The 23,696-nt window shown below is 43.8% G+C and carries 18 protein-coding genes and 1 riboswitch; of the genes, 7 read left to right on the top strand and 11 right to left on the bottom strand.

The window, feature by feature from the left end; genetic code table 11:
• Positions 1–74 precede the first annotated feature (74 nt).
• From M2470_RS08185 to M2470_RS08160, 6 genes are all read left to right on the top strand, one after another.
• On the top strand, positions 75–1,811 hold the full coding sequence (locus M2470_RS08185) for a fimbrillin family protein (RefSeq protein WP_280744584.1): 1,737 nt from the start codon (positions 75–77) through the stop codon (positions 1,809–1,811).
• Between the two features lie 83 nt (positions 1,812–1,894).
• Positions 1,895–2,818 (top strand): fimbrillin family protein, encoded by a 924-nt coding sequence (locus tag M2470_RS08180; RefSeq protein ID WP_280744585.1) that lies wholly within the window; start codon positions 1,895–1,897, stop codon positions 2,816–2,818.
• Between the two features lie 229 nt (positions 2,819–3,047).
• Positions 3,048–4,109 (top strand): 6-bladed beta-propeller, encoded by a 1,062-nt coding sequence (locus tag M2470_RS08175; RefSeq protein WP_280744586.1) that lies wholly within the window; start codon positions 3,048–3,050, stop codon positions 4,107–4,109.
• Positions 4,110–4,416: 307 nt separating this feature from the next.
• Positions 4,417–4,623, top strand: a riboswitch (cobalamin riboswitch).
• 37 nt (positions 4,624–4,660) lie between these two features.
• On the top strand, positions 4,661–6,667 hold the full coding sequence (locus tag M2470_RS08170) for a TonB-dependent receptor (RefSeq protein WP_280744587.1): 2,007 nt from the start codon (positions 4,661–4,663) through the stop codon (positions 6,665–6,667).
• 27 nt (positions 6,668–6,694) lie between these two features.
• On the top strand, positions 6,695–8,365 hold the full coding sequence (locus tag M2470_RS08165; RefSeq protein WP_280744588.1) for a DUF5074 domain-containing protein: 1,671 nt from the start codon (positions 6,695–6,697) through the stop codon (positions 8,363–8,365).
• 2 nt (positions 8,366–8,367) lie between these two features.
• Positions 8,368–9,486 carry an ABC transporter substrate-binding protein gene (locus tag M2470_RS08160; RefSeq protein WP_280744589.1) on the top strand — a complete coding sequence of 373 codons (1,119 nt, stop codon included), beginning with the start codon at positions 8,368–8,370 and terminating at the stop codon, positions 9,484–9,486.
• Here M2470_RS08160 and M2470_RS08155 read toward each other — a convergent pair whose 3' ends face one another.
• From M2470_RS08155 to M2470_RS08125, 7 genes are all read right to left on the bottom strand, one after another.
• Entirely contained in the window at positions 9,487–12,081 is a 2,595-nt protein-coding gene (locus M2470_RS08155) for a DUF5916 domain-containing protein (protein ID WP_280744590.1), read from the bottom strand. It abuts the gene before it with no gap.
• Between the two features lie 82 nt (positions 12,082–12,163).
• The gene (locus M2470_RS08150) at positions 12,164–12,466 is read right to left on the bottom strand and encodes a HigA family addiction module antitoxin (protein ID WP_280744591.1); all 303 of its coding nucleotides are present in this window, start codon (positions 12,464–12,466) and stop codon (positions 12,164–12,166) included.
• 1 nt (position 12,467) lies between these two features.
• On the bottom strand, positions 12,468–12,749 hold the full coding sequence (locus tag M2470_RS08145) for a type II toxin-antitoxin system RelE/ParE family toxin (protein WP_280744592.1): 282 nt from the start codon (positions 12,747–12,749) through the stop codon (positions 12,468–12,470).
• Between the two features lie 162 nt (positions 12,750–12,911).
• Positions 12,912–16,373, bottom strand: a complete 3,462-nt coding sequence (locus tag M2470_RS08140; RefSeq protein ID WP_280744593.1) for a tetratricopeptide repeat protein — start codon at positions 16,371–16,373, stop codon at positions 12,912–12,914.
• A gap of 36 nt (positions 16,374–16,409) precedes the next feature.
• Complete coding sequence (locus tag M2470_RS08135) at positions 16,410–17,228, bottom strand: metal ABC transporter permease (RefSeq protein ID WP_280744594.1); 819 nt, start codon at positions 17,226–17,228, stop codon at positions 16,410–16,412.
• A 4-nt stretch (positions 17,229–17,232) separates the two neighbouring features.
• Positions 17,233–17,652, bottom strand: a complete 420-nt coding sequence (locus M2470_RS08130; protein WP_280744595.1) for a phospholipase — start codon at positions 17,650–17,652, stop codon at positions 17,233–17,235.
• A gap of 68 nt (positions 17,653–17,720) precedes the next feature.
• Positions 17,721–18,956 (bottom strand): 3-phosphoshikimate 1-carboxyvinyltransferase, encoded by a 1,236-nt coding sequence (locus tag M2470_RS08125; RefSeq protein ID WP_280744596.1) that lies wholly within the window; start codon positions 18,954–18,956, stop codon positions 17,721–17,723.
• A 70-nt stretch (positions 18,957–19,026) separates the two neighbouring features.
• Here M2470_RS08125 and M2470_RS08120 point away from each other — a divergent pair, with 70 nt between their 5' ends.
• Positions 19,027–20,220 (top strand): DUF418 domain-containing protein, encoded by a 1,194-nt coding sequence (locus M2470_RS08120; RefSeq protein WP_280744597.1) that lies wholly within the window; start codon positions 19,027–19,029, stop codon positions 20,218–20,220.
• Here M2470_RS08120 and M2470_RS08115 read toward each other — a convergent pair.
• From M2470_RS08115 to M2470_RS08100, 4 genes are all read right to left on the bottom strand, one after another.
• Positions 20,201–20,641, bottom strand: a complete 441-nt coding sequence (locus M2470_RS08115; protein WP_280744598.1) for a PepSY-like domain-containing protein — start codon at positions 20,639–20,641, stop codon at positions 20,201–20,203. The genes M2470_RS08120 and M2470_RS08115 overlap by 20 nt on opposite strands.
• A 7-nt stretch (positions 20,642–20,648) precedes the next feature.
• The gene (locus M2470_RS08110; protein WP_280744599.1) at positions 20,649–21,575 is read right to left on the bottom strand and encodes a DUF4097 family beta strand repeat-containing protein; all 927 of its coding nucleotides are present in this window, start codon (positions 21,573–21,575) and stop codon (positions 20,649–20,651) included.
• Positions 21,576–21,676: 101 nt separating this feature from the next.
• Positions 21,677–22,954 (bottom strand): HAMP domain-containing sensor histidine kinase, encoded by a 1,278-nt coding sequence (locus M2470_RS08105; RefSeq protein ID WP_280744600.1) that lies wholly within the window; start codon positions 22,952–22,954, stop codon positions 21,677–21,679.
• Positions 22,954–23,631, bottom strand: coding sequence for a response regulator transcription factor (locus M2470_RS08100; protein WP_280744601.1), 678 nt, complete (start codon positions 23,629–23,631; stop codon positions 22,954–22,956). The genes M2470_RS08105 and M2470_RS08100 overlap by 1 nt, the downstream gene beginning before the upstream one ends.
• Positions 23,632–23,696: the final 65 nt, after the last annotated feature.

The raw sequence follows: 23,696 nt of genomic DNA, 5'->3' as shown, positions 1-23,696 counted from the left end.
TGTCAGCACATTGGGCGGGGCTTAATATTCCCCGTCTGACATAAATAAAAAATATGATAAAAAAACAATTCAATATGAAAAAAATATATTTACTGGCGGCTATGGCAGTCGCCTTAACCCTGGGCTCCTGCTCAAATGACGAAGAGCTCAATAACACCCAAAAAGAAAGTAGCGGTAAAGAGATCAGCTTTCGCTCATTTATAGATAAAGGTACCGACACACGTGCCACGATAGCCACTGGCGAAAATATCCTCGGTTTCACTGTAACCGGCTGGTGGGACAAGGAAAATGAGATTCAGAAAGCGAAAGATGCTGGTGCTTCCACTACTTCGGCAGCTGTTGCTGAAGCAGTAAAGAAAGCTTCTGCCGATGAGTATATGTTTAATGCCTATGACATTACACGCCGCGAGTCAGTTATTGGTGATTGGACATATTCGCCGATGCGTTACTGGCCTTCGGCTGATATTATTGGTGGAGGTGTATCGTTCTTCGCCTATAGTCCTGCGTCTTCTAAAAACGTATCGAAAGGCCTTCACGGCTTCCAAGGCGATAAGCTCACATACACCGTACCCAATCCGGTAACCCAGGCTCAAATAAAGAATACTGCGCAGGAAGACTTTCTATTGGCCAAAACCGACCCGAAAACGGATGGCAAAGTAGAACTGACTTTTGCCCATGTTCTTTCGCGTGTAAAGTTCTTTGCGAAAACAACTAAACCCAACCTGACCTACATTATAGGTGGAGTTGAAATGTTGGATTTAGCCATGACAGGGTCTATCGACTTCAAAGATATCCCGACTAATGCGACATTCGCTCCCTATCCTGCTGTATCAGCTGACCCTCTTGTACTTTGGACTCCTGATGCAAGTAAAGATAAGATGGTTCTCGATATGGGTGACTCCCCTATAAACCTGTTGTCTGATTTCAAATCACTTCACGGCGAAAGCAATGCTTTGATGGTGTTGCCACAGAAAACTACCTTGGGTAGCCCCACTGATAAAAGTGGGTTCCTGATAAAGCTCAGCTACAAAGCCTATCTTAATAACCCTAGCGGCACCTATTATGCCGGAGATAAAAATAACTACGAAGATGTCTATTTTATGGTAACCGATTTAGCCCGCTCGACAGATAAAGGAAATAATGTTCCGTTTACTTTCGAGATCGGACGTCAATATAACTTCTGTTTCACATTTGGTTCTGAAGTAGGCGATGATATCAAGTTCGATGTAGCTGTAAGCAAATGGGACGACAACCCAACAATATACGTCCCCCAGGTTGACTATTATGGCTCAGGCCTTATCAGTAAGAGTCTTGCCAAACTGGCTAATCCTAGTGGATACTCCACGCAAGGTGTGACACTAAATCAGATTGAAGCTGTTGCCGGCAATGACGAGAAAATAATAACAATTGCTTCAGATGCTGATGCAGATCTTACAGGACTCGAATATTTCACAGGCATGACCAATCTCTGTCTTGATCTGACAACTAATGTTGTAAAAATTGACCTCAAGCATTCTAGTCTTAAAACACTAAAAATAAAGGCTCCCGATAAGTTCAAGGAAATAGGTACACTAGACATATCCGGTATACCTACAACAACCCAATTAATATCAAGTCAGGCCGCTAATGGCACAATCGGTATCACTAAACTGATTGTTTGGGATGACTTTCCTGTGGCTAATTTAACTGGATATGGCTTCTTTAATACCTACTACAGCGGTAGTGGCGATTCCACATTTACAATCGAAGAAATTGAGACTGTGAGCGGAACTGTTCTTTCTTCAACTTCTACAAAATATCCGAAGAATTAATTTTTAGCATACAAAAGCCGGACGGGGTTGAATGTCCCCGTCCGGATACAAAGAAAGGGTAGAACAAAACCCTGATAAACAAAATGAAAAAGAGAATCCATATATTATTAGCCATCGTTGTATCAGCAACCTTGTGGACTGGCTGCACCAACGATATGGAGGACAATATCCCTTCCGGACAGGCGATTAGCTTCTCTTGTGATGCCATGCAAACACGCGCACAGGAGACTACAGCTAGCAATATTGCTACGTTTCGGGTATCGGCCGTCTGGGCAAAAGCTCCGGGCAATTATGTAGCTGACTTTATGGATAGACAATCTGTCGAAAAGAATGCCGGTGGCGCCTGGGTATACTCCCCTATCCTCTATATGCCCTCCTATGGCACAGTCAACTTTTTTGCTTACAGTCCAGCCAATGCCTCAGTAAATGACTTTCAGATTGGTGGTGCATACGATAGGGTTCGCATCGACTATGATGTAACGACCGACCTTATGACACAACACGACTTTATGGTTGCCAAAGCCCCCCAACAAACTACAGTTCCTATCCGTCTGGAGTTTCAGCATGTACTTTCGTCGGTTAACGTTGAGGCACGAAACAGCAATTCGCCGGGATATATCTTCCGCATTCGTGAAGTGACATTACTAAACCTCTGCCGGCAAGGAATCCTCATAGGCAGTACTACTGAAGATTGGATGTGGGAAGCCCAACGAACAAGGACAAACTACGCTATTGCCCTAAATAGCTCTGTTGATATACCTTTCGGTTCCTCTTTCACAGCAGTATCCAACCCCGCAGTCGGTCCTCTGATGGTACTACCACAAACCGGTACTGATTTTAAAGTAGCTATAACCTACGATGTATTAGAGAATTCCGCAGAGGAAAAAGTGGTAGCAAAAGGTCTAACAAAAGAAACACCCATCCACCACCCCAACGACGCCAGCGCTGATTTCACCTTCGAGATGGGACAGAAATACACCTTCCGGATCAACCTCGAATACAACTAGTTTTTTCCTTTTGTTTCACTTTATTTTATTTAGTGAAACTAAAAGTTTCACCACGGTGATCTTTAGGTATCCTTGCGGTGATCCTTAAAGATCTTCGCAGTGATCCTTGAGTATCTTCCTGGGTGAAACTTTTAGTTTCATACTTAAAAAAAGAGTGAAACTTTTTATGTTGTTTGTTCTGTGCTGTGTGCTGCAATAAAATGTATACATTCGCGTTTATTTTATAGTTATGAAACGCACATTCCTTTTCCTATTTGTCTCTATGCTTGCTATATACGGTAAGTTGGGATATGAACTGCTGACAGATGAGGGGCAGCTTCAGAGCGCTCTCAAGGGGTCGTTGTCTGATATAGCCGAGCAGGTAACGGCTATTCCTCTGATGCCTACCGGCTATGGGAAGATGGAAAAGATACGGGATATCCGCCGGGAAGGGGATAATATCTTTTTGATCAGCGGGGATGTGCTGTATCGTTTCAGGTATACGGGGGAGTTTCTGGGGCGGATTACTGATCCTCAGAAGATCCGCGCAGCCACCTATGTTATTGATCCTGTAAGCCGTCAGCTTATCGTACTAGGGAATGTGAACGACCTCTTTTACTACTCCTTTGGCGGTGAACTACTGGAGCAGAAGAAGATGGGCGTAGACGTACATAACCAGCACATACGCTCCATAGCCATGTACAATCACTCCATCTGGACAGTAGAAGAACATACCCAGCCCGACCTTGCCACCCGGGAAATCTGCGTTGAAAAAAAGGTAGTACAATATGATACTACGTTCCGGGAAATCTCTTCTTACAAGTTGGCCTCTGCCGAGCTGTCTAGCAAAGCGCCCTATGCTTCGTACCTACACCTGGAGCTGGGTGTAACGGAAGACACCGGAGCCGTTTATGCCTATTCGCCCATCCTGCAAACAGAGAAATTACTGAAGGATACCCTGGCCATTCGCAACAACGGGATATACCCTGTACCCCTCTCATACGCCGAGGCGATAAACGTCTACCCCCTGCGTTTCGGCAGGCGCTATTGGTTCTCCTCTTATCACAATCCGCACGATCCCGACCAGACCTACACCTTCTGCTACGACAGTGATAGCGGAAAGTCCTGGCAACTCTCCGAAGGCTTCAAAGACAACTTCTACCACACCGGCCCGGTCTGCAACCTACAGCCCCTCGACACCTTCAGCAATACCTACTACTATTGCAAATCAGGCGAAGAAGCCAGAATGGCTTTCCCCACCCGCAGCAATTCCGACAACCCCGTAATCTTCATCGTCCACCTGAAAGGATGATTGAATATATCGTGTGGTCAACCGGAACGGTTGTTCATCTTGGTAGCCCGTTGCGTTAGCATCGGGATAATGGGATAGAATATAACATTTGCGTGCCGAAGGTACGCTATCTTGACAATGATATTGCGTACCTTCGGCACGCTATGAGGGGGATGGCGTCCTACGATAACCCGACGCTAGCGCATCGGGCTACCAAGGTTAACAACCGTTCCGGTTGTCTTTCGGACTTTGTACGCAAGACTTTCATTCCAACAACTGAAAGGGTAAAAAATATCGGGGATTTGTTGCGGAATTGTAATTTTGTGTATATTTGCGGTCGAATTATGGTGTAACCTGTTTGATCTCGCAGATGGGTTAGTAAAAGGGAATCCGGTGAAAGACCGGAGCTGTACCCGTAGCTGTAAGTCCTGAAACTCCGGCATTCTTCATTGCCACTGTTCCCTTTGTGGAACGGGAAGGCGGCCGACAAAGAGGAGGACAAGCCAGAAAACCTGCCATGGTTCTTTTTTATGCAATACCTCGGGTAAAGGTATTTGGTAAACCGAAATTGTATGCCAGATTTGTTGTTTTATAAGAAAGGGCTTTGGCTCTTGGTCTGTCTTTTTCCTGCTGTCTTTTCAGCTGCGCAACAGACAGATAGTATTACGTATCGTTCACTTTCCAACGTGGAAGTGGTTGAAAAGGCACGTCCTTCTGTTATGCGGGAGGGCGCGCCGATTCAATTACTGGATCGTTCGGGTATGGAGCGGTTGGGCTTGCAAGACCTCTCCGAGGCTGTTCGCCGCTTTTCGGGCGTTACGGTAAAGGATTACGGAGGCATTGGCGGACTGAAAACCGTGTCTGTACGCAGCCTGGGCGCTCAGCATACAGCCGTTAGTTATGATGGGGTAAGCATCACCGACGCCCAAAGCGGGCAGGTGGATATCAGCCGTTTTACGTTAGATAATGTAGAGACCGTTTCTCTTTCCATCGGACAGGCAGATTATATTTTTCAGACCGCCCGGATGTATGCCTCAGCCGGAGCCCTGAATATCACAACTCAAACGCCACAATTCGATAAAAAAAGTTACAGACTCGAAGGACAGGTAAAGGCCGGCTCCTTCGGTATGTTCAACCCCTCCCTGCGCTACGAACAGAAGTTGGCCAAGCAATACGCCGCTTCTCTTCAAGCCGACTGGCTAAGGGCTGACGGACAGTATCCTTATACGTTTACCAATGGGGAAATCGTGACAGAAGAGAAGCGGAAGAACAGCGATATTAAGTCGCTCCGGACAGAACTGAACCTGTTTGCCGACTGGGAAACCAACGGCACACTACGCCTGAAAGGCTATTGGTTTGACTCCCGGCGAGGGCTTCCCGGATCGGTAGTCTTATACAACGACTATCACAAAGAACGGCTTCGCAACCGGAACGGCTTTGTGCAGGGAGTGTACGAAAACCGCCTGAGCAGCAAGCTCTCGCTGAAGGCACAAGGCAAGTTCGACTACTCCTGGACGCATTATCAGGATTTCCACAGCAAATACATAGACGGACAGCAAACCGACGTGTATACACAGCGGGAGTATTATGCTTCGGCAGCTTTGTTATATACCCCTATTCGCCACCTCTCCTTCTCTTTGGCAGAGGATGTGTTTGTCAATACACTGGATGCTACAACTCCCAAGTGCCTGTTCCCGGAGCGGCTGACCTCTCTGACGGCTTTGGCAGCTCAGTTTAAAAACGAACGGCTGACAGCTACAGCCAGTCTGCTTGGAACCTTCATCACCGAAGAAGTAGAAAATGGCGAAGCTGCCGATAACCGCAAGCGTCTCTCTCCGGCTGTTAGCCTTTCGTACAAGCTGTTAGCTGATCAGAACCTGCGTATTCGGGCTTCGTATAAAGATATTTTTCGGGTTCCGACCTTCAACGATCTGTATTATGATAGGATCGGAAACAAAGACTTAGACCCCGAAAAGGCCACCCAATACAACCTGGGGCTTACCTGGAATGGCGCATCCGACAAGCTAAGGCTGGATTACGTAAGCCTGACAGTAGACGGTTATTACAACCGGGTAGATGATAAGATCGTAGCCCTCCCTACCATGTTTATCTGGAAAATGATGAATATGGGAAAGGTGGATATCAAGGGATTGGACATAAACGTATCCGCCCGTTTTACCCTGCCGGAAGGAATGTTCCTCCGCATAGACGGTTCGTACACCTGGCAAGAGGCGATTGATAAGACAGACAAAGAGGCGAAAACGTACAAACACCAAATCCCCTACACCCCCGAACATAGCGGAACAGCTTCGGTATCATGGGAGAATCCGTGGGTGAATGTCAGTTGGCTACTGACGGCTGTAGGCGATCGTTACTCGCTCCCACAGAACATAGAAGCCAATCTGATAGAGGGCTATATAGAGCAACAACTATCTTTCAACCGGACGTTTACATTCGGACAATCTTCTCTGCGTTTGCAAGCGGAGATTGTAAACTTGGGAGATGTAACATACGACGTAATCCGCTATTATCCAATGCCGGGACGTTCGTTCAGAGGAAGTATCAAATATATATTTTAAACCAATAATTCACTAGGACAAATGAACATGAAAAAGTTTTTTTATCTGCTTAGTACTTGCGCATTAATCGCAATGTCGTTTACCTTTACATCATGTGGTGACGATGATAAAGACAATGATCTGTTAACTCCCGCCAGGGCTGTAAGCAACCTCTCGTTTACCGATACCGATACCGAAGAAGGTACGATTGGCGGTACGCTGTCGTGGACACTCCCGAGCCCGGAAACAAATATTGACGATTATGTGATCTACCTGGGCAGTTCCGAAACAGATAAGGTGAAGAAACTGGGAGAAGTTGCAGCCGGAACAACCTCTTACAACATCCCGGACGGAACAGAACATCAGAAATATATCCTGGTAATTGCCCGGAATGCTACCGGCGAATCAACCAACATCGCCAATCTGGCTATCGTAGACAATTATGGCGACCCGGTAGTAACAGGAGCAACATTTACAGATACCGATACAAAATACCAACAAATAGGAGGTACACTGTCATGGACAGCTCCGGCAAACCCCATTACCGAGATAACCGGCTATGTGATCTATGCCAGCAACAGCAACACCTCAAAAGGAGAAAAGATTGGCGAAGCAGCAGCAGACGCTACCTCTTTCGACATCCCTGAAGGAACAACCTACAAAGCCTATCTGCACGTAGTAACCCTGACTGTAAATGGCGAATCCGACAACCTGTCTACAGTAGCCGTTAAAGACGAATTCACAAAAGGGGGCTTCTATATTCTGAACTGCGGAAATGAAGGTTCAAACAATGCCTCTTTAAGCTACTACGACTATACAACCAGTAAGCTGACGACAGAAGTCTATAAAACAGCTAACGGCAAAGGCCTGGGTGATTCTGCCGAGCAACTACTTATCTACGGCTCGAAAATGTATATTACAATTACAGCCTCAAACCGTATCGCTGTGTTGGACATGAACGCGAAAGAAATAAAGAGCATCACACCGGAAGGTAGCGAGCCGATGAATCCTCGCGGTATGGTGGCTGATAACGGGAAAATCTACGTAAGCTATTACTATGGTCACTCGGTAGCTGTATTGGACACCGCTTCCTTAGCAGTAGAAAAGGTTATCCCGGTAGGCCGTTATCCCGAGCAACTAGCTGTTTCCAACGGAAAACTATATGTAGCGAACTCAGGAGGTCTTGATTATGGAACAGGATATGCAAAAACCGTATCGGTGATTGATCTGCAAGCACTTGCCGTAAGCAAAGAGATTGAAGTACTCATTAATCCTACCCAACTCAAAGCTGACAGCCAAGGGGACATCTATGTTATCTCTATGGGTAACTATGGCGATGTTAAAAACACCTTACAGCGCATTGATGCAACAACAGAAGAAGTAACTGTAATGGGTAACGCCTCGTATATGGCATTGGTAAACGATGAATTATACACCATGTACGCCCAATGGGGAGCAGCCGGGATCACCTATAAAAAGTATAATACGCAAACTGAAGAAGTAATCAGCGAAAACTTCATTCAAGACAGCAACGCAATATCTACGAATAATTCTCTTTCCTCTTTCGTTAATCCTGCCAACGGGCAAATACTGATGGTCGAATCGCCTTATGGCGCGACAAGCTCTCTGTATATGTTCAGTTCGGATGGAAAACTGGAAGGAGAAGCAATGGATACAGGTGGATATTATGCCAAATGGGTAACTTTTGTTACTGAATAACAATGAAACACTTTGTATCAATATGCTTCATTTTGCTGGTTGCGGCTTGTTCGCAACCGGCAAAACAAGCTACTTCCGTTCAGGCGAATGACTCGGATACCATCCGCTATGCTACAGGATTTACAGTAGAGCGGTTTGACGATTTTATCTCTGTAGAAGTGATCGATCCCTGGAATACGACTCAGGTCCTGCAACGGTATTTGCTGGTGGAGAGAGGCCAAGCGCTGCCTGGCAATTTACCCAAAGGAACAGTTGTACGAGTACCTCTTCGCAAGATAGCAGTATATACCTCGGTTCATGCTTCGATTATCGACCAACTGGGAGAGGCTGATAAGATCATCGGAGTTTGTGAACCTCAGTATATGGATTCGCCAACTATTCAGGAAGGACTACAAAGCGGACGAATCGTTGATCTGGGAATGGCTACATCCCCCAATGTAGAGAAGATGATTGACATCGATGTAGAGTATATTATCGCTTCCCCCTTCCAAAACAGTAATTACGGACAGGCCGAAAAGATAGGTATTCCCATCATTGAGGCAGCCGACTATATGGAGCCACTCCCGCTGGGAAGGGCAGAATGGGGACGTTTTTACGGTTTGTTATTCCAAAAAGAGGCGATGGCCGACTCCATCTTCAGGGATACAGAGGAACGCTATCTTGCTCTGAAAAGCCTGGCCAAGACTGCAACCAAGTATCCGACCGTTTTGTCGGAAAAGCGCTATGGCTCGTTTTGGTATATATCCGGGAACGACAGCTACATAGCCCATTTCTTCAAAGATGCTAGTGCCGATTACATCTTCAAAGACATCCCCGGTTCGGGCAGTACGCCGCTAGCTTTTGAAACGGTATTAGACCAGGCCATGCATGCCGATATCTGGCTAATGAAATATAACCAGACAGACGAGATGACCTACAAAAGCCTGCGCGACGAATACACGCCCTACGAGAATTTCGACGCCTGGAAAAACCGGAACATCTACACCTGCAACACTGGGAAAGTCCCCTATTACGAAGAATTCCCCATCCATCCCGATTACCTGCTGGAAGACCTGATCTGGGTATTCCACCCCGAACTGCTACCGGATTATACCCCTCGCTATTACCAAAAGATGGAATGATCAGAGCGTAAACCAATAGTTTAGTTTCACCATAAATACATTGGTGGGGCTGTAGTTGAACAAGTCTTTGGTGTTTTGGGAAAAGGAGGAAATGTATTCCGAAGCCGAGCCGGAGCGGTCTTGTCCCCAAACCAGATAAATAGTAGAATTGGGACGGTATTCCCAGCGGGCTACCAGATTGAAACGAAACTCGCGGAAGCTGAAATCGGGATTGTCGAAGGTGTAGCTATCGCCATTGGTTTCTACTACCGAATAGGTGTTATCCTCTTTGTTATAACTAATCACATCATCCAGCAAGCCGAAGCGGTTGGCGTACTTCTTGTCTTTTGTATTTGTCGCTCGTTTGAACTCGGTATACTTACCCGACGACATAAAGGGGCTACCATAGAATTGGATGGATAAATCGGGCGTAATACTGTAATCCATGCGTATCGTAAGACCCAATACATCTTGCCTTAAAGAGCTCATCAGGTAAGCCTTCTTTCCCGAATCAAGTTCTTCTTGCCCGGCATATTCTAGGCCTTTATCCCAATAGGTATAATTAACACGGGCTCGTAAAGCCAGGTTGGGTATTGGCCGATAGCTGATTTCTCCCCAGGCAAAGTGAGCATATCGCTGATCTCCTAACACCGTACCGTGATAACCGCTTATTCCTACCTTTTTGGATTGATCCGACCAGAAGCTCAGATCAGTACCCCAACGAGGATTGAGCAACACGGCCGGGCCACCCCGAAGCATACCGTTCTCTACCGTTTTGAAGTCATAAAAAGCGCACGCATATATACCCCATTTGTTTGTAAAAGTCATATCCCCTTCTACTCCGGCACGAGCAAACGTATTGGTCTTGCCATAATCCCATATCACACGATAAAAAGTGTCGAAAACATAATTGCGGAAGATGCCTTGCGGTTTATTCTCTACATAGCCTACATGCCCCCTTATCAACTTATAATCCGCATTTTGCAGATAGCCCATATCATTCAGCTCGAATCCGGGAGTAGCCCACACAAACCGATGCTCGGTGACGATCTTCTTTCCGCCTCCCCGCCCTATCACGATGTTTCCGGCACTACCGCTCATACGGCTGCGCGAGCTGTCTACCGACACATACGAGGCATCCTCGCGCTGATAATAATGAACCGGAGATTCCTGCAAGGCAATCATGGCGTCTTTTGAGCCTTCTACATGGCTGTACTGCACACTTCCCATGATGTAATATTCCCGCTCTTTGAAATATTGCGTAAAATCAAGCGCTCCGGTATAGGCATTACGCGGCAGGAAGGAAAGATGGTCGTGTTTGATGGAGCGGTTGGTCGATGTCAGCATACCCCCCAGTATCGTATTCCCCCCTTTGATATCCTGTTGCACACGCGCTACCGAATAGCTAGTCAAGGGTTGGGCTGTCATATTGTATTCACTTCCATTCTCGGTGATTTTTGCACATTCTTTGGAGGTAATACTGTTTAATACTCCCACCGACAAGCCTTTCCTGTTCTTTCCCGATACCTTTATGGCACTGATAATATGAGTCTGCTGCGGAACGGAACTGTAACGTCCTTCCTCATCATCCGGACTCCAGCGAGGACGGGCACCGATCCGGCGCGAATAAAACATCGATTCTCCCATCATATCAAAGATATTCTTTCCTTCCAGGAAAAAGGGGCGTTTCTCCTCGTACCAAGTTTCAAAAGCCGTCAGATTGATGGTAGAAGGGTCTGCCTCCACCTGTCCAAAGTCCGGATTGATGGTAAAATCCAACGTAAAGTCACTAGACAGGCCAATCTTTCCATCCAGCCCAACACCATACCCCCATTCACTACCTGTAGCATAAGGATTCCCAGCTTCCTTTTCAGACGTCTGGTATTTAAGCGATGTATAGGGACTGAGCTCTACCCTTCTTGACTTGGGAAGGTTGGATATACCTGTCAGGGTTTCGAAAGAAAAGACAAAACCTTTATTGTTGCGTGGGATAAGGTGTAAATGATCCGTTTCCTGTTTCCGGTCTATCTTGCGGAGGGCATGGAACCCCCACTCCTGCTCTGTTTCACCAGAATAGCGAAGCTGCGAAAGAGGGATACGAAATTCGGCATACCAGCCTTTGTTATCATACGACACCTTTCCTTCCCATACGGCATTCCAGGTATAATCATCATTGTTGGTATTTGAACATAAAAAATCCGCCCTTGTACCGCCAGCAGTGAGAGCAAAAGCAAAACCGGTACGTTTGTCTGCATAGCTGTCGAACATGATACATACGGCATCCCCTTTGATCTGGTCACGGGGAGCCAGCCAGCGGTTTATCTTCTCCGGTTGGGAGTCATACGCCCGAAAAGCCACATATATATTATGATTGTCATAGAGTATCTTCAGATGGGTTTCTTCCGTTTCCGGATTACCCTCATCCGGCTGTTGCTGCACAAAAGTACCTGACCATTCCCCTGTGTTCTCCCAGCAATCATCAAGCAATAGACCATCAATAATGGGAGGAGTGCTGACTCTCACAGCAGCAAAAGACCTGTCGGAATTCTCGCTTTGAGCAGAGATAGGCAAAGAAAAAAGATAAAAGCATACGATAAGTAGCGATGCATGTTTCATGGTTACAAACAAGTTACGTAATTAGTAGTTTCTACTTTAAAATACGTAACCGGCTCGCAAACGTTGCATCCTCAGAAATAAATCAGCAAGCGTCTTGGATTTTGTGTTTGACTATCTTTTTCAACTCTTTCGAGTTTTCCTGTAATTCATTTTCAATATCATAATCATCTTGTAATCCAAGCCAGAACTTTGCTGAATTACCAAAAAAAATGCCTAATCTAACGGCTGTATCAGCAGAAATCCGTCTATTCCCTTTTACAATTTCTGAAACCCTTGTTTGAGGTATTCCCAATTCTTTTGCTAATCGGTATTGCGAAATATCCAGAGGTATTAAGAATTCCTCCAACAAGATTTCGCCCGGTGTGATATTTCTTAACTTTTTCATTTTAATGATAGTCTATTATTCTTACTTCATTCGCATTTGCATTATTCCATTTAAAGATAATCCTCCATTGGTCATTTATTCTAATGCTATGAAAATCTTTCAAATTTCCTTTCAATTTTTCCAACCGATTGGAGGGAGGAATCCGCAAATCAATTATATCCACAGAGTTATTCAGCATTCTCAACTTCCTTCTTGCAATTTCTTGAATTTCAAATGGAAGTTTTTTTGATGCAATACCGTTCCATATTTTTTCAGTCTCTTTATCTCCAAACGTGATAATCATAACTTCTTGCGTTACTAACGTCAAAGGTAAGTATTTCTTTTGAGAATGAAAAATATTTGTCACATGCAATCAAAAAAATGCACTCATGCGTTTTGCAAAAAGCACCCATGCGTTTTTGTAAACGCATGGGTGCTTTTTTAGAGTATTAAAATGCTTTGATAATCAGCGCTTACGAGCGGATGATTCTTTTGCCTTTTGGGCTTCGCGACGAGCTTTTTCTTTTTCCTGAAGTTTCTGTTTGTATTCGCGCTCTTTGGCTTTACGCTCTTTCTCTTTTTGTTTGAGGCGCTCTTTGTACTCGCGCTCTTTTTCTTTGCGGAGTTGTTCGCGGGCTTTCAGTCTGGCCTTGCGGTCGGCTTCTGTTTGTTTTTGCTTTTCTTTCCGGTCGAGTACCAGTTGTTTTTCCCGTTCTCTTTTGGCCTTCAGCAGAGCTTCTTCTTCTTGCTGTTGTTTTTTCCTGGCTTCTTCCTGCTCTTTCTTCAATTGAGCCGCCCGTTCCTGTTCTTCTTTTTCATAGGCTTCTTTTACCAGGCGCTCTTCTTCTTCCAGGCGAGCTTTTTCTTCGGCTTCCCGCTTACGCATTTCCTGAATGTCTTTCAGCGTAAGGCCTTCGTCTTCTTCCTGCACAGGCGGATTGGTTTGTACAGTATCCAACTCAACAGGTGAAATAATAACCTCAGCATCTTCGATAATGAGCAAAGGCTGTTCTATTATTACCGGTATATCAGGTGCGAGTTGTTGCTCCGTTTCCGGTGCTACAGTAATAACAGGTGCTTTCTCTTCTTCGCCTGCTGCTTCTTCGTCTTTCTCTATACGGGTTTTCAGGCGGCCTACCAATTCCGGAGCTTCTTCGCTGAAGTTTTCTTCCAGGAAGGCTATATATTCTTCGAGTGTTTTACCCCTCATCAACGTCTCATAATTCTCATCTGAGATAGGAATAACAGCTACTTCACCACCTAATGATGAAGCGTATCCGTCTTTTCCATAGATCATCTTGTAGTATTGATGAATCTCTTCAAAGTTTACAAAGCCACTGATTGAAAGTGTACTTAGCGAGCCGCTCTCTTCCTGGGCCAGATCAAACGTCTTTACCAGGAAATTAGAGAAGTTATAAGCAGCTACGGCAAACAGTAATTGATTCTTGTCAAGCACTTCGGAAGGATACATCAGCATCAGGCGATGAGCTTGATTCTTCTCCGTGCTGAAGGTGCGAGCTGAGTCTGCAGCCGTAAGCTCACCTTCTCCGAAACGCATATTCCAGATCATACCTCTGACACCTCCCTGCACGATTTCGCGACCACGAAGAACACCCTTCAGCATTTCTCCGGCCAACTCGGAAACATCTGCGTCCGGATATTTCTCAACCAATGCTTTCAAAGCCTCCTTGAAACCTTCGGCATCTCCTTCCTGTACATAGGTAAGAGCGTCCAGGAACATGAACTTAGGCAACAAAGTAGCCAGCGGATATTTTTCGCTCATCTCTTTGTAGTTTTCCCTGACAGTATGGATATCTTCTGCCAGGTAGCGTTCATAGGTTCGTTCATAGGTTGAATCCTGTACGGCATCCATCATTCGGATATTGTATTCGTAATCAGGATCAGCTAAAGCGATGGCATAATCACTTTCCGGATATTCGGTTCTTATCTTTGATTTATAGTGTGACGACAAGGCTGTATTACCGGTCCGGAGTGTCATCAGGAATATCTGGTAGTAGCTCTCCAATGAGTGGGCATTAGCCGGGAAACGGCGCTCCAATTCTTCAAAAGCTTCGATGGATAGCGGAAGGTCTTCCAACTTATCTTTATAGATCATCGCCATGTTATACAAACCGTCAACAATGATAACATTGGATGCTTCTATATCTTCTTCCGTAAAGGGGATCTGTTGCAAGTAGTACTCCCGGGTTTTGGGATCGTCGGACATTTCTTCCGGTAGTCCGGTTGCTAAGGAATCGACAGGGAGTGGCTCACCATCCGCTCCAAGCTGTACTTCTTTGTCTGATTCCATACCTGTCTGATTCATCTGAGTGTCAGCCAGGTTTTCGTCGAAGGTTGTTACTCGCTTATTGCGTCGACGCCAATCATCCTCCAAGGTACGCCTACCCCATTTGCGCTGGAACTGAGTCTTTCCCTGGGAAACTGTTTGAGAGTTATAGAAATAGAATGTTCCTCCTCCGGCAGTTGGTATGGTCAGGACATTCGATTCCGTTCCCGGACGATCAATACCTGTTCCCATCGCCTCCTGTTCTGCCAGGTATTCAGCTCTTTCCGCATCAGCTTTAGCCTCTTCTTCTTCTTTGATAACCTGCTCAATGATTTTGTCTATGACAGCCAGACGTTCGGATTCCGGCATTTTAGCCAATGCCTGCAAGCTATCCTGCAGGTGAACAGCCTCTACATGTACAACCAATTCGTCCAATACAGCCGATAGTTTGGCTACCCGCTCATAGTCTTTATACTCTTTTTGTATGATACCTATCGCTCCGCTGAAGCAAGGCTGAGCTTTCATATAATTGCGTTGCTGAAAATAGATGTCGCCCAGTTTGATCCACAAAATAGCTTTATCCATACCGTTCTGGACACTCTTTTCTGCTCCCAACTCATAGTTTGCGATGGCCTGTACCGTATCTTCGCGTGAGAGGTAGACATTCCCTAATGCGTAATATACCTGATCAAGATAGTTGGTGTTTTTCTCACTTTTAGCCATCCCCCCCAGCATCTTCACAACCTTCTGGAAATTGGTTCCGGAGAACACTTCTGTCTGCCGGATGCGAGCGGCAAACTCCAATTCGTAAGGGGGATTTGCCTTTATCACTTCTCCAAAGGTTTTATACGCCAAATCGTTTAACTCCTGGTCGGCATATATCTGTCCCAGCAGATATTTCATACGCGTACGTTGCCTCCCGTTTTTCTCCGCTTTAATAGCTGTTTTAAAGTAAGGGATTGCCTCTTCGTACTTTTTGTTCTTTACCAGGTAATCGGCATATACCGTAGCATAATCGTTCAGCTTGCTCTTTGGCATCCCGTTTATGTTCAGTTTTCCTAAAATATCTTCGGCTTCATAAAACCATTCCATTTCAGAGTAACAGCGTGCCTGCCAGATACGTGCCTCGGCTACTACTTCTTCGTCTTGCGAATAGTGGCGGGCAATATAAGAGAATGTAGCAGCAGCCTGCAGGAAGTCGGCATTATAGAACTGCGACTGCCCGATCAACAGCCAGCAATGTTTCAGGAAGGGATTATACTCCTCTTGCTCCTGGAAAGCGCGTTGTTTGGGGTTGTTTCGCCATCCCGGTTTTTTAGCTGGTTTGGCTTTTATGGAATGTAGCTTGATGGCTTTGTTGCCCTTCTCGATAGCCCGGTCGAAAGAGCCTCCCGGAGTTTCTTTGTCTTTGGGTTGCGCACTGATAGGATACATCAGGATCATATCAGTATACGATTCGGTATAACCTGTTTGCATGGCATCCAGTGATTCATCGAAAGACAGTTTGCCATTATAGTAGATATTATAGCGGGAGTTAAAGGAATGGTAAAAACGCGTTACTTTCGTGTTTTTCTTTGTACTACACGATCCAAGTAAGCTTAAAATAAAAAGCAAAACGATATAATAAAAACTTCTCTTCACTATATGAGGCTACCTTTAACGTATTATAAACTGAAATTAACTCCGTTTATTGCCTTGCCTAAGGAATAATACACCTTTTGTAAGCAGAAAAAACAAGACCAGTACCAGAATTATAAAAGCTCCCGAAGGTACGTCGAGGTAATAGGACAAGACTAATCCGGTAAGACACCCCAAAAAACCAAGGCCTATACTCCCCCAGATAATCTTTTTAAAATCGGAAGTAAACAAATTAACGGTTATTTGCGGCAGGGTCAACAGACTCATCAACAGCATGATCCCCACAAGCCGGATAGAGAGGACAATCGTAACGGCTATAAAGAACATCATGGTATATTCTATCCACTTGACAGGTAGTCGTTGGGTCACGGCAAAGTCATGATCAAAAGCTACATATACAATTTCTTTCAGAAAAAAAGAGAAGAGCAGAATCAGGAGTATTGAAACAATGGCGATCCAAAGAATATCCGTAAATGTAATTGTAAGTACATTTCCAAACAGATAGGCTGATAAATTAGGAGCATATCCCGGAGTAAGAAAGATAAAAATAACACCCAAAGCCATCCCTAACGACCACACACCGGCTATAGCCGAGTCTTCCCGCACATTTTGCGACTTACTAACCCACTCCACCCCAAAAGCAGAAAGGATAGAAAACAGCATTGCTGTCAGGATAGGGTTCGTTCCCAGATAAAAGCCCAGCCCCAGCCCTCCAAACGAAGCATGCGTAATCCCTCCACTGATAAAAACCAGACGGCGGGCAACAATATACGTTCCTACTATTCCACAAGAAATAGCTGTTAGCAAGCTACCCAACAAGGCATTCTGAAAAAAAGAATATTGTAATAGATCAAACATTTTTTTAGCTAACTCTTCTTTCTCCTACGATCAAGAAGGCTTCATCTTTTAATGAATCGGGGAGATTTATGTTTCGTAACTGAAGGCTGCGCAACCAACCTGCTACCTCCACTTCGCGCAAGGTATAAAGGACTTCCCGAAATTCACTTACAGCCTCTTCTTGGTAGTCTTCGGCTGCTGTACCACGGAAACGATCAAGCTCTTCATCGTCGTAGTATTCAATCCCTTTGCTTACGGCAGCAAGTAAGCTGTCCCGCTCGCAGAGTTCATGTTGCCCGCAACAAACTTCCGGTATTTCTGAGACTTCCGGTATTTCGGATATCTCTCCACGCTCCAGCATCTTCTGCAGTTTTCTGTTCCGGAAGTATCCTATAACAGCAACGATACAGCCTAAAGCGATCAAACTTAAAATCAGATAAAACATTTCTTTAATTATCAATTATTAATGGTTAATTGTTAATTACATAATATACATCAAAAATTAACAATTCATCATTCACCATTCACCATTATAGCAAAGCCTGCGGCTTTCAAATCTTCCCAGAAGTTGGGGTAACTTTTAGTTACGACTCCGGGTTCTGCTATTATGAGTCCCTCCGGCCGCATCAAAGCAGCGGGGGCAAATGCCATTGCCATCCGGTGATCTTCATACGTTTCAATAACCGGATTAGCCTCCGGATCACATCGTTCACCATTCCATTCCAATATGCTATCATGGGTGTCTGTAAGCAGATAACCCAGCTTATGCAGTTCTGTTTTCAAAGCCTCGATACGATCTGTTTCTTTGATCTTCAGACTCTGTAAACCGGAGAAGCGGAACGGTATATTTAACAACACACAAGTTACGACAAAAGTTTGTGCCAGATCGGGCTCATTGACAAAATCATATACTAATTTCTTTGCCAAGTTTCCGTTTCTTTTCAATACGACTCCCTCTTTGGTATAAGTTGTCCCTACTCCCAGTTGGGAAAACAGCTTAGCCCCTGCGGAGTCACCTTGCAGACTATCTTTGAATAAGCCCAGCAACTCAATTTCTGCCTGCTTCGATAATGCCATGATGGCATACCAGTACGAAGCGGCGCTCCAATCAGACTCTACCGTAAAAGGTACAGGTTTGTATTCCTGTGGAAGAACTTTTAGGGTTTGTTTATTCCAAAGAACATCTACTCCGAACTGCTTCATCAACTGGATCGTAAGATGAATATAAGGGACTGAAATAATTTTCCCTTCCAAGTGCAAAGTAAGCCCGTTCTCCATATAGGGAGCGATCATCAACAAGGCTGATATATATTGAGAACTGACACTTCCAGACAGGGATATCTCCCCTCCCTGCATAGCACTACCGAATATACGCAAAGGAGGATATCCTTCCTTTTCCATATACTCAATCCGCGCTCCCAAACTATTCAGGGCATCTACCAACAGTTTGATAGGACGGTTCTTCATTCGTTCCGTTCCCGTAATCGTCCATTCACCAACCACCTTCGACAGGAAAGCCGTCAGGAAACGCATAGCCGTTCCCGCTGCCCCAATATTAAAGTCGCGATCATTAGAGCGGAGCGCCTCTGCCATTACTCTCGTATCGTCACTATCCGACAGGTTCTGTATCTCATAGGGGCTATAGCCCAATGCATTCAGCACTAACACCCGGTTACTGATACTTTTAGAGGCCGGTAGCGGAACAGAAGCCCGGACACTATTACCCGGGCTTGTTATCATATATTTCATTATCTTTGAAGCATTTCTCAATTAAGTAACAAAGATACAAAGTAACCTTTAAAACTCATCTATTTTACTGATGAAACATATTATAAATAAGAATCCGCGTATTGAAGTTGTTGATGCTTTACGAGGATTTGCCGTTATGGCTATTGTATTGGTACACAACTTAGAACATTTTATTTTCCCAGTCTATCCCACCAACTATCCTACTTGGTTGAACATAGTAGACCAGGGGGTATTTAACTGTATTTTCACTTTATTTGCAGGAAAGGCCTATGCTATTTTCGCCCTCCTGTTTGGGTTTACATTCTACATTCAAAGTAATAATCAAAGGAAACAAGGGAAAGATTTTGGCTATCGCTTTTTGTGGCGCATGGTATTGTTGGTAGGATTTGCCACCTTAAACGCCGCTTTCTTCCCGGCCGGAGACGTCTTACTGTTGTTCGCCATTGTCGGACTTGTCTTGTTCTTCACCCGCAACTGGAGCGACAAAGCAATCCTCATAAGCTCTGTCATCTTCCTCTTGCAGCCCATCGAATGGTTTCATTACATCGCAAGCCTGATCAATCCGGCACATCAACTACCGGATCTGGGTGTAGGCGCTATGTACGCAGAAGTGGCGGAATACACAAAAGCCGGAAATTTATGGAATTTCATCATCGGTAATATTACCTTAGGGCAGAAAGCCAGTCTTTTATGGGCTGTGAATGCCGGACGCTTTGTGCAAACAGCAGGCTTATTCCTCTTAGGCTGTTACATCGGCAGAAAACAACTGTTTATCGCAACAGAACAGAATCTGCGTTTTTGGGTTAAAGTATTGATAATAGCCGCCATATCTTTCGCCCCCTTGTACAGCCTGAGTGAGTTAATGATAGAAAGCAATATGATCATACAGCAAACAGCCAGAACAGCCTTTGATATGTGGCAGAAGCTGGCTTTTACGTTTGTTTTAGTCGCTTCATTCGTCCTGCTTTATCAACGCGAAAGGTTTGTCAATGCCGTTTCCGGCCTACGTTTTTACGGAAGAATGAGTCTGACCAACTATATAACTCAATCCATCATAGGAGCCGCTATCTATTTCCCTTTCGGTCTGTACCTGGCGCCTTATTGCGGATATACAATCAGCTTACTCATCGGAATTTTTGTATTCCTATTACAAGTAAAAGGCTGCCAATGGTGGCTCTCAAAACATAAACAAGGTCCATTCGAGCACATCTGGCACAAATGGACCTGGATAGGAGATGAAAAAATCAATCATCAATCTCAATAACATTACCTCTTTCATCAAAGATTATCTCTAATGATTTGCCTAATTTTACTTTGTAAGTACCGGATTTATACTTGATCTTTCGGATAGGTCTTTGTGAATATCTTTTGGCGATAAAATCAATAGCGGGAGAGGGTAAAATGTCTATGATACTTTTAGGCAAGGGGGCATAATCGCTTTCGATTTCTATCAAACTTCCAAAATCATCAAATTCTACCTCAATCCCGTTTGAATACTTCACTTTACATTCCCCGTCTTCCGCATCATATTCCAATTTTTCTATTTCATATTTACCAAAATGCCTGTCCAGAAAAACCTGCATTTTCCTCGGCAAATGCCTTTGATATACAACGGATGGAGCAGCTGTAGCACAGATTGAAAAATTGAATATCACCCATAAGAAAAGTAAGCTGTATTTTTTCATCTTCTATTTAATAATTTCCACCCCTGCCGTCATACCAGGAGAGATTAATTACTCCTAAATCATTTATCGCTTTTAGTTCATATCCTCCGCCATTAAGTGTTCCTTCTACCTTGGTACGGGTGTTTACTCCCTGGAAGTTTGACTTATTCAGTATATGGGCATTTACTCTTGTGGACGACTCCAAACTCAATGTTGCTTTTGTATCCTTCGGCAAAGCAATCTGGATAGTACCTTTGGCCATCTTGGCATGAATAGATCCGGTTGCAGGGGTATTAATCAGGCCGATATGTCCGGCATCCGAAGTTAGGGTGAAGTTTTTACCCGACGAGTCGATATACTTGATTGTTCCGGAGGTAGATGTTGCCGTATGTTGGTTTCCATGTACATTCTTTGCAATAATACTTCCTCGTGCGATTTGCAATGTTGTTGAAACATTCCGGGGTGTAAATACCTGGACGGTAATCCGCAGATTACGGAAATCCGCTTCACGGGTAACGGCCGTATTTTCTTTTACAGTAGCAACAATTTCCGTCCCGCTGGCATACGATTCTACGATGTAATACTTATCCAGGATATTTTTTATCTGTTCGTCAGAAACCTTGCCTCTATTATCATCTATTTTTGCATAAATATATACTCCGGATTGGCCTTTGTAACCTCCTAAAACGGAGATATGTCCGTTCTGCGTAGTAGACACTTTTACCTCTTTTATACTGTATTCTGCCAATGAGAATGTCTTTGTAAACTGAATGGAGTCTCCAAGAAAAGAGGGCTCCGAGGGGAGTGTCAATACATCGTCTATCGATGGGCCTTCAACGACTGTTTCCCCGCTACCTTCCTCTAAAATATCGTCATCATTACCACTACATCCTGTCGCGAATGTAGAAAACAAAATCACACTTAATGAAAACGTATAATACATTACTTTTTTCATAACTCTTTCTGTTTAAATAATACATTTGAAATTAAACTTCGGGACAAAGCTATGACTGGAAATTGTAGAAAATCTGTAGAAAAACCAATTGGCAAAAAAAATCAGCAGAATCGTATGTTTATGCTGAATATATCGTCTTCAGGGTAATCGTATTGGATGGTGAACTCATTCGAGTCACAAATTGATTTCACGATATTTAATCCTAAGCCCGAAGAATCTTCCGACTTATTATGAAAGGTTATTCGGTTAAACAAATTAGCCGTTTTTTCTTCTGTCTTCTTACAGGTATTACGTATGATTAGTTGAGATTCATTCAATATGATATCAATATAGCCTTGTACCACATTATGACGGATCGCATTACTTAAAAGATTAGATAGCATTATGTCGGCCAAATCCGAATTCATGTATAAACAGCAAGCTTGGATATCCGTATTGATTGAAAGTTCTTTTGTTTCGAACAGTTCTTCCAGATCAGTTAAATACAATTCCAGCAGTTTATCTAACTGTATATTCTTCTTTTCGGTGTATTGATTATTATTGATTTTGGCAATAAGCAGTAGAGACTTATTTAATTTAGACAGACGGGATGTGGCTCTTGATATAGCCTTCATATTTTTTTCATTTTCTTCATTCTGCATTAATGAAGAATTTTGCATCAATAAATCCATTTTAGACTTAATAATGGATAAAGGAGTTTGCATTTCGTGTGAAGCATCTTCCGTGAAAAGACGCGAATTTTCATAGTCGGCATTAATCTTACCTACCATGCGTAGAATTACATTGTTTATCTCATCGAATTCTTTTATGCCGGGATTCTTCAACTCCAGCACTGTATTTGCTCTCAGATCATATTCATGCAACTTCTGAAGATTATAATTCAAAGGCTTCCATATATTTCTGTTTAGTAAATACTCAATCGCATAAGTAAACAAAATAAACAGGAGCAGTAATATCAAAAGAGACGAAACAATTGCATAAAACAAATCATCCGAGATAACCGTTGGCTGATTGATGTTTATCAGATGATGTTCATCCTTATACGAGACGGTAAAATACAGCTGGCGATAGGGAGTAAAAGTCCCTGTTTCTTCACTATACATGACCGTATCTTTAAATATTTCAGCGGGGAATGACTGGAGGTTTTCTATTTTTTTTACTTCTATACGGGCCGGTTTCAATACCAAAGTAGCAGCTAAAGGAAGCGTATCATTGCGGGCGATATAATTTTCTATTTTCACTTTCTGGTCTTTCAGCATCTCATCGCTCGAATAATGTATGAAGAAACGAAATATCAGAAAATGAGAAATACAACCGAGCAGGAGTACTATCAAAACAGACACCAAAAGATACCTTCGTATTAACTTTATCAGACTCATTATTCCGAAAATTTATATCCAATCCCGTACACCGTTTTTATATAATCTTTGCTGCCGTTTTCTATCAGTTTTTTTCTCATATTTTTAATATGATTATAGATAAAATCAAACGAATCGGCAGCAATACTCATGTTATCTCCCCATAAATGTTCTGCTATATTTTCTTTGCTCAATACCTTGTCTTCATTCATAATAAAGTAAAGCAAAAGGTCGTATTCCTTGCGGGTCAGCACTACCTCTTTATCATTGACAAAAAGTCGGCGTGTATCAAAATTGAGTGTCAGCTCGTTGAATTTCTTTACGTTTGTTCCTTTCAAACCTCTGCGCCGTATGATAGATTTGACACGTGCATTTAATTCCGAAAGATGGAAAGGCTTTGTAAGGTAATCGTCGGCTCCTATATCTAAACCCGTTAATTTGTCGCCAAGCGAATTTTTAGCTGAAATAATGATTACTCCCGTATCCTTATCCCGGTTCTTTAATTTGCGTATCAGGTCAAGGCCGCTTCCACCCGGCAAACTGATATCTACAATGATACAATCATAGTCGTAGAGGTCTATTTTTTCCTCAGCCGCCTGAAAGGTAGTTGCCGTTTCTACCGTAAATGCTTCCGACAATAAGAATTCTTTTATTGACTCCAGCAAATCTATCTCATCTTCAATAATTAACAGGTTCATATGAATGCATCGGATTAAAACAATAAATCTACTAAAAAAATAATGCCTGCACAAAAAGCACAGGC

The sequence above is a fragment of the Parabacteroides sp. PH5-46 genome (assembly GCF_029892785.1).
GTDB lineage: Bacteria > Bacteroidota > Bacteroidia > Bacteroidales > Tannerellaceae > DFXE01.
Note: the sequence above shows the minus strand (reverse complement) of the source record. Positions and strands in the feature narration are given on the sequence as shown.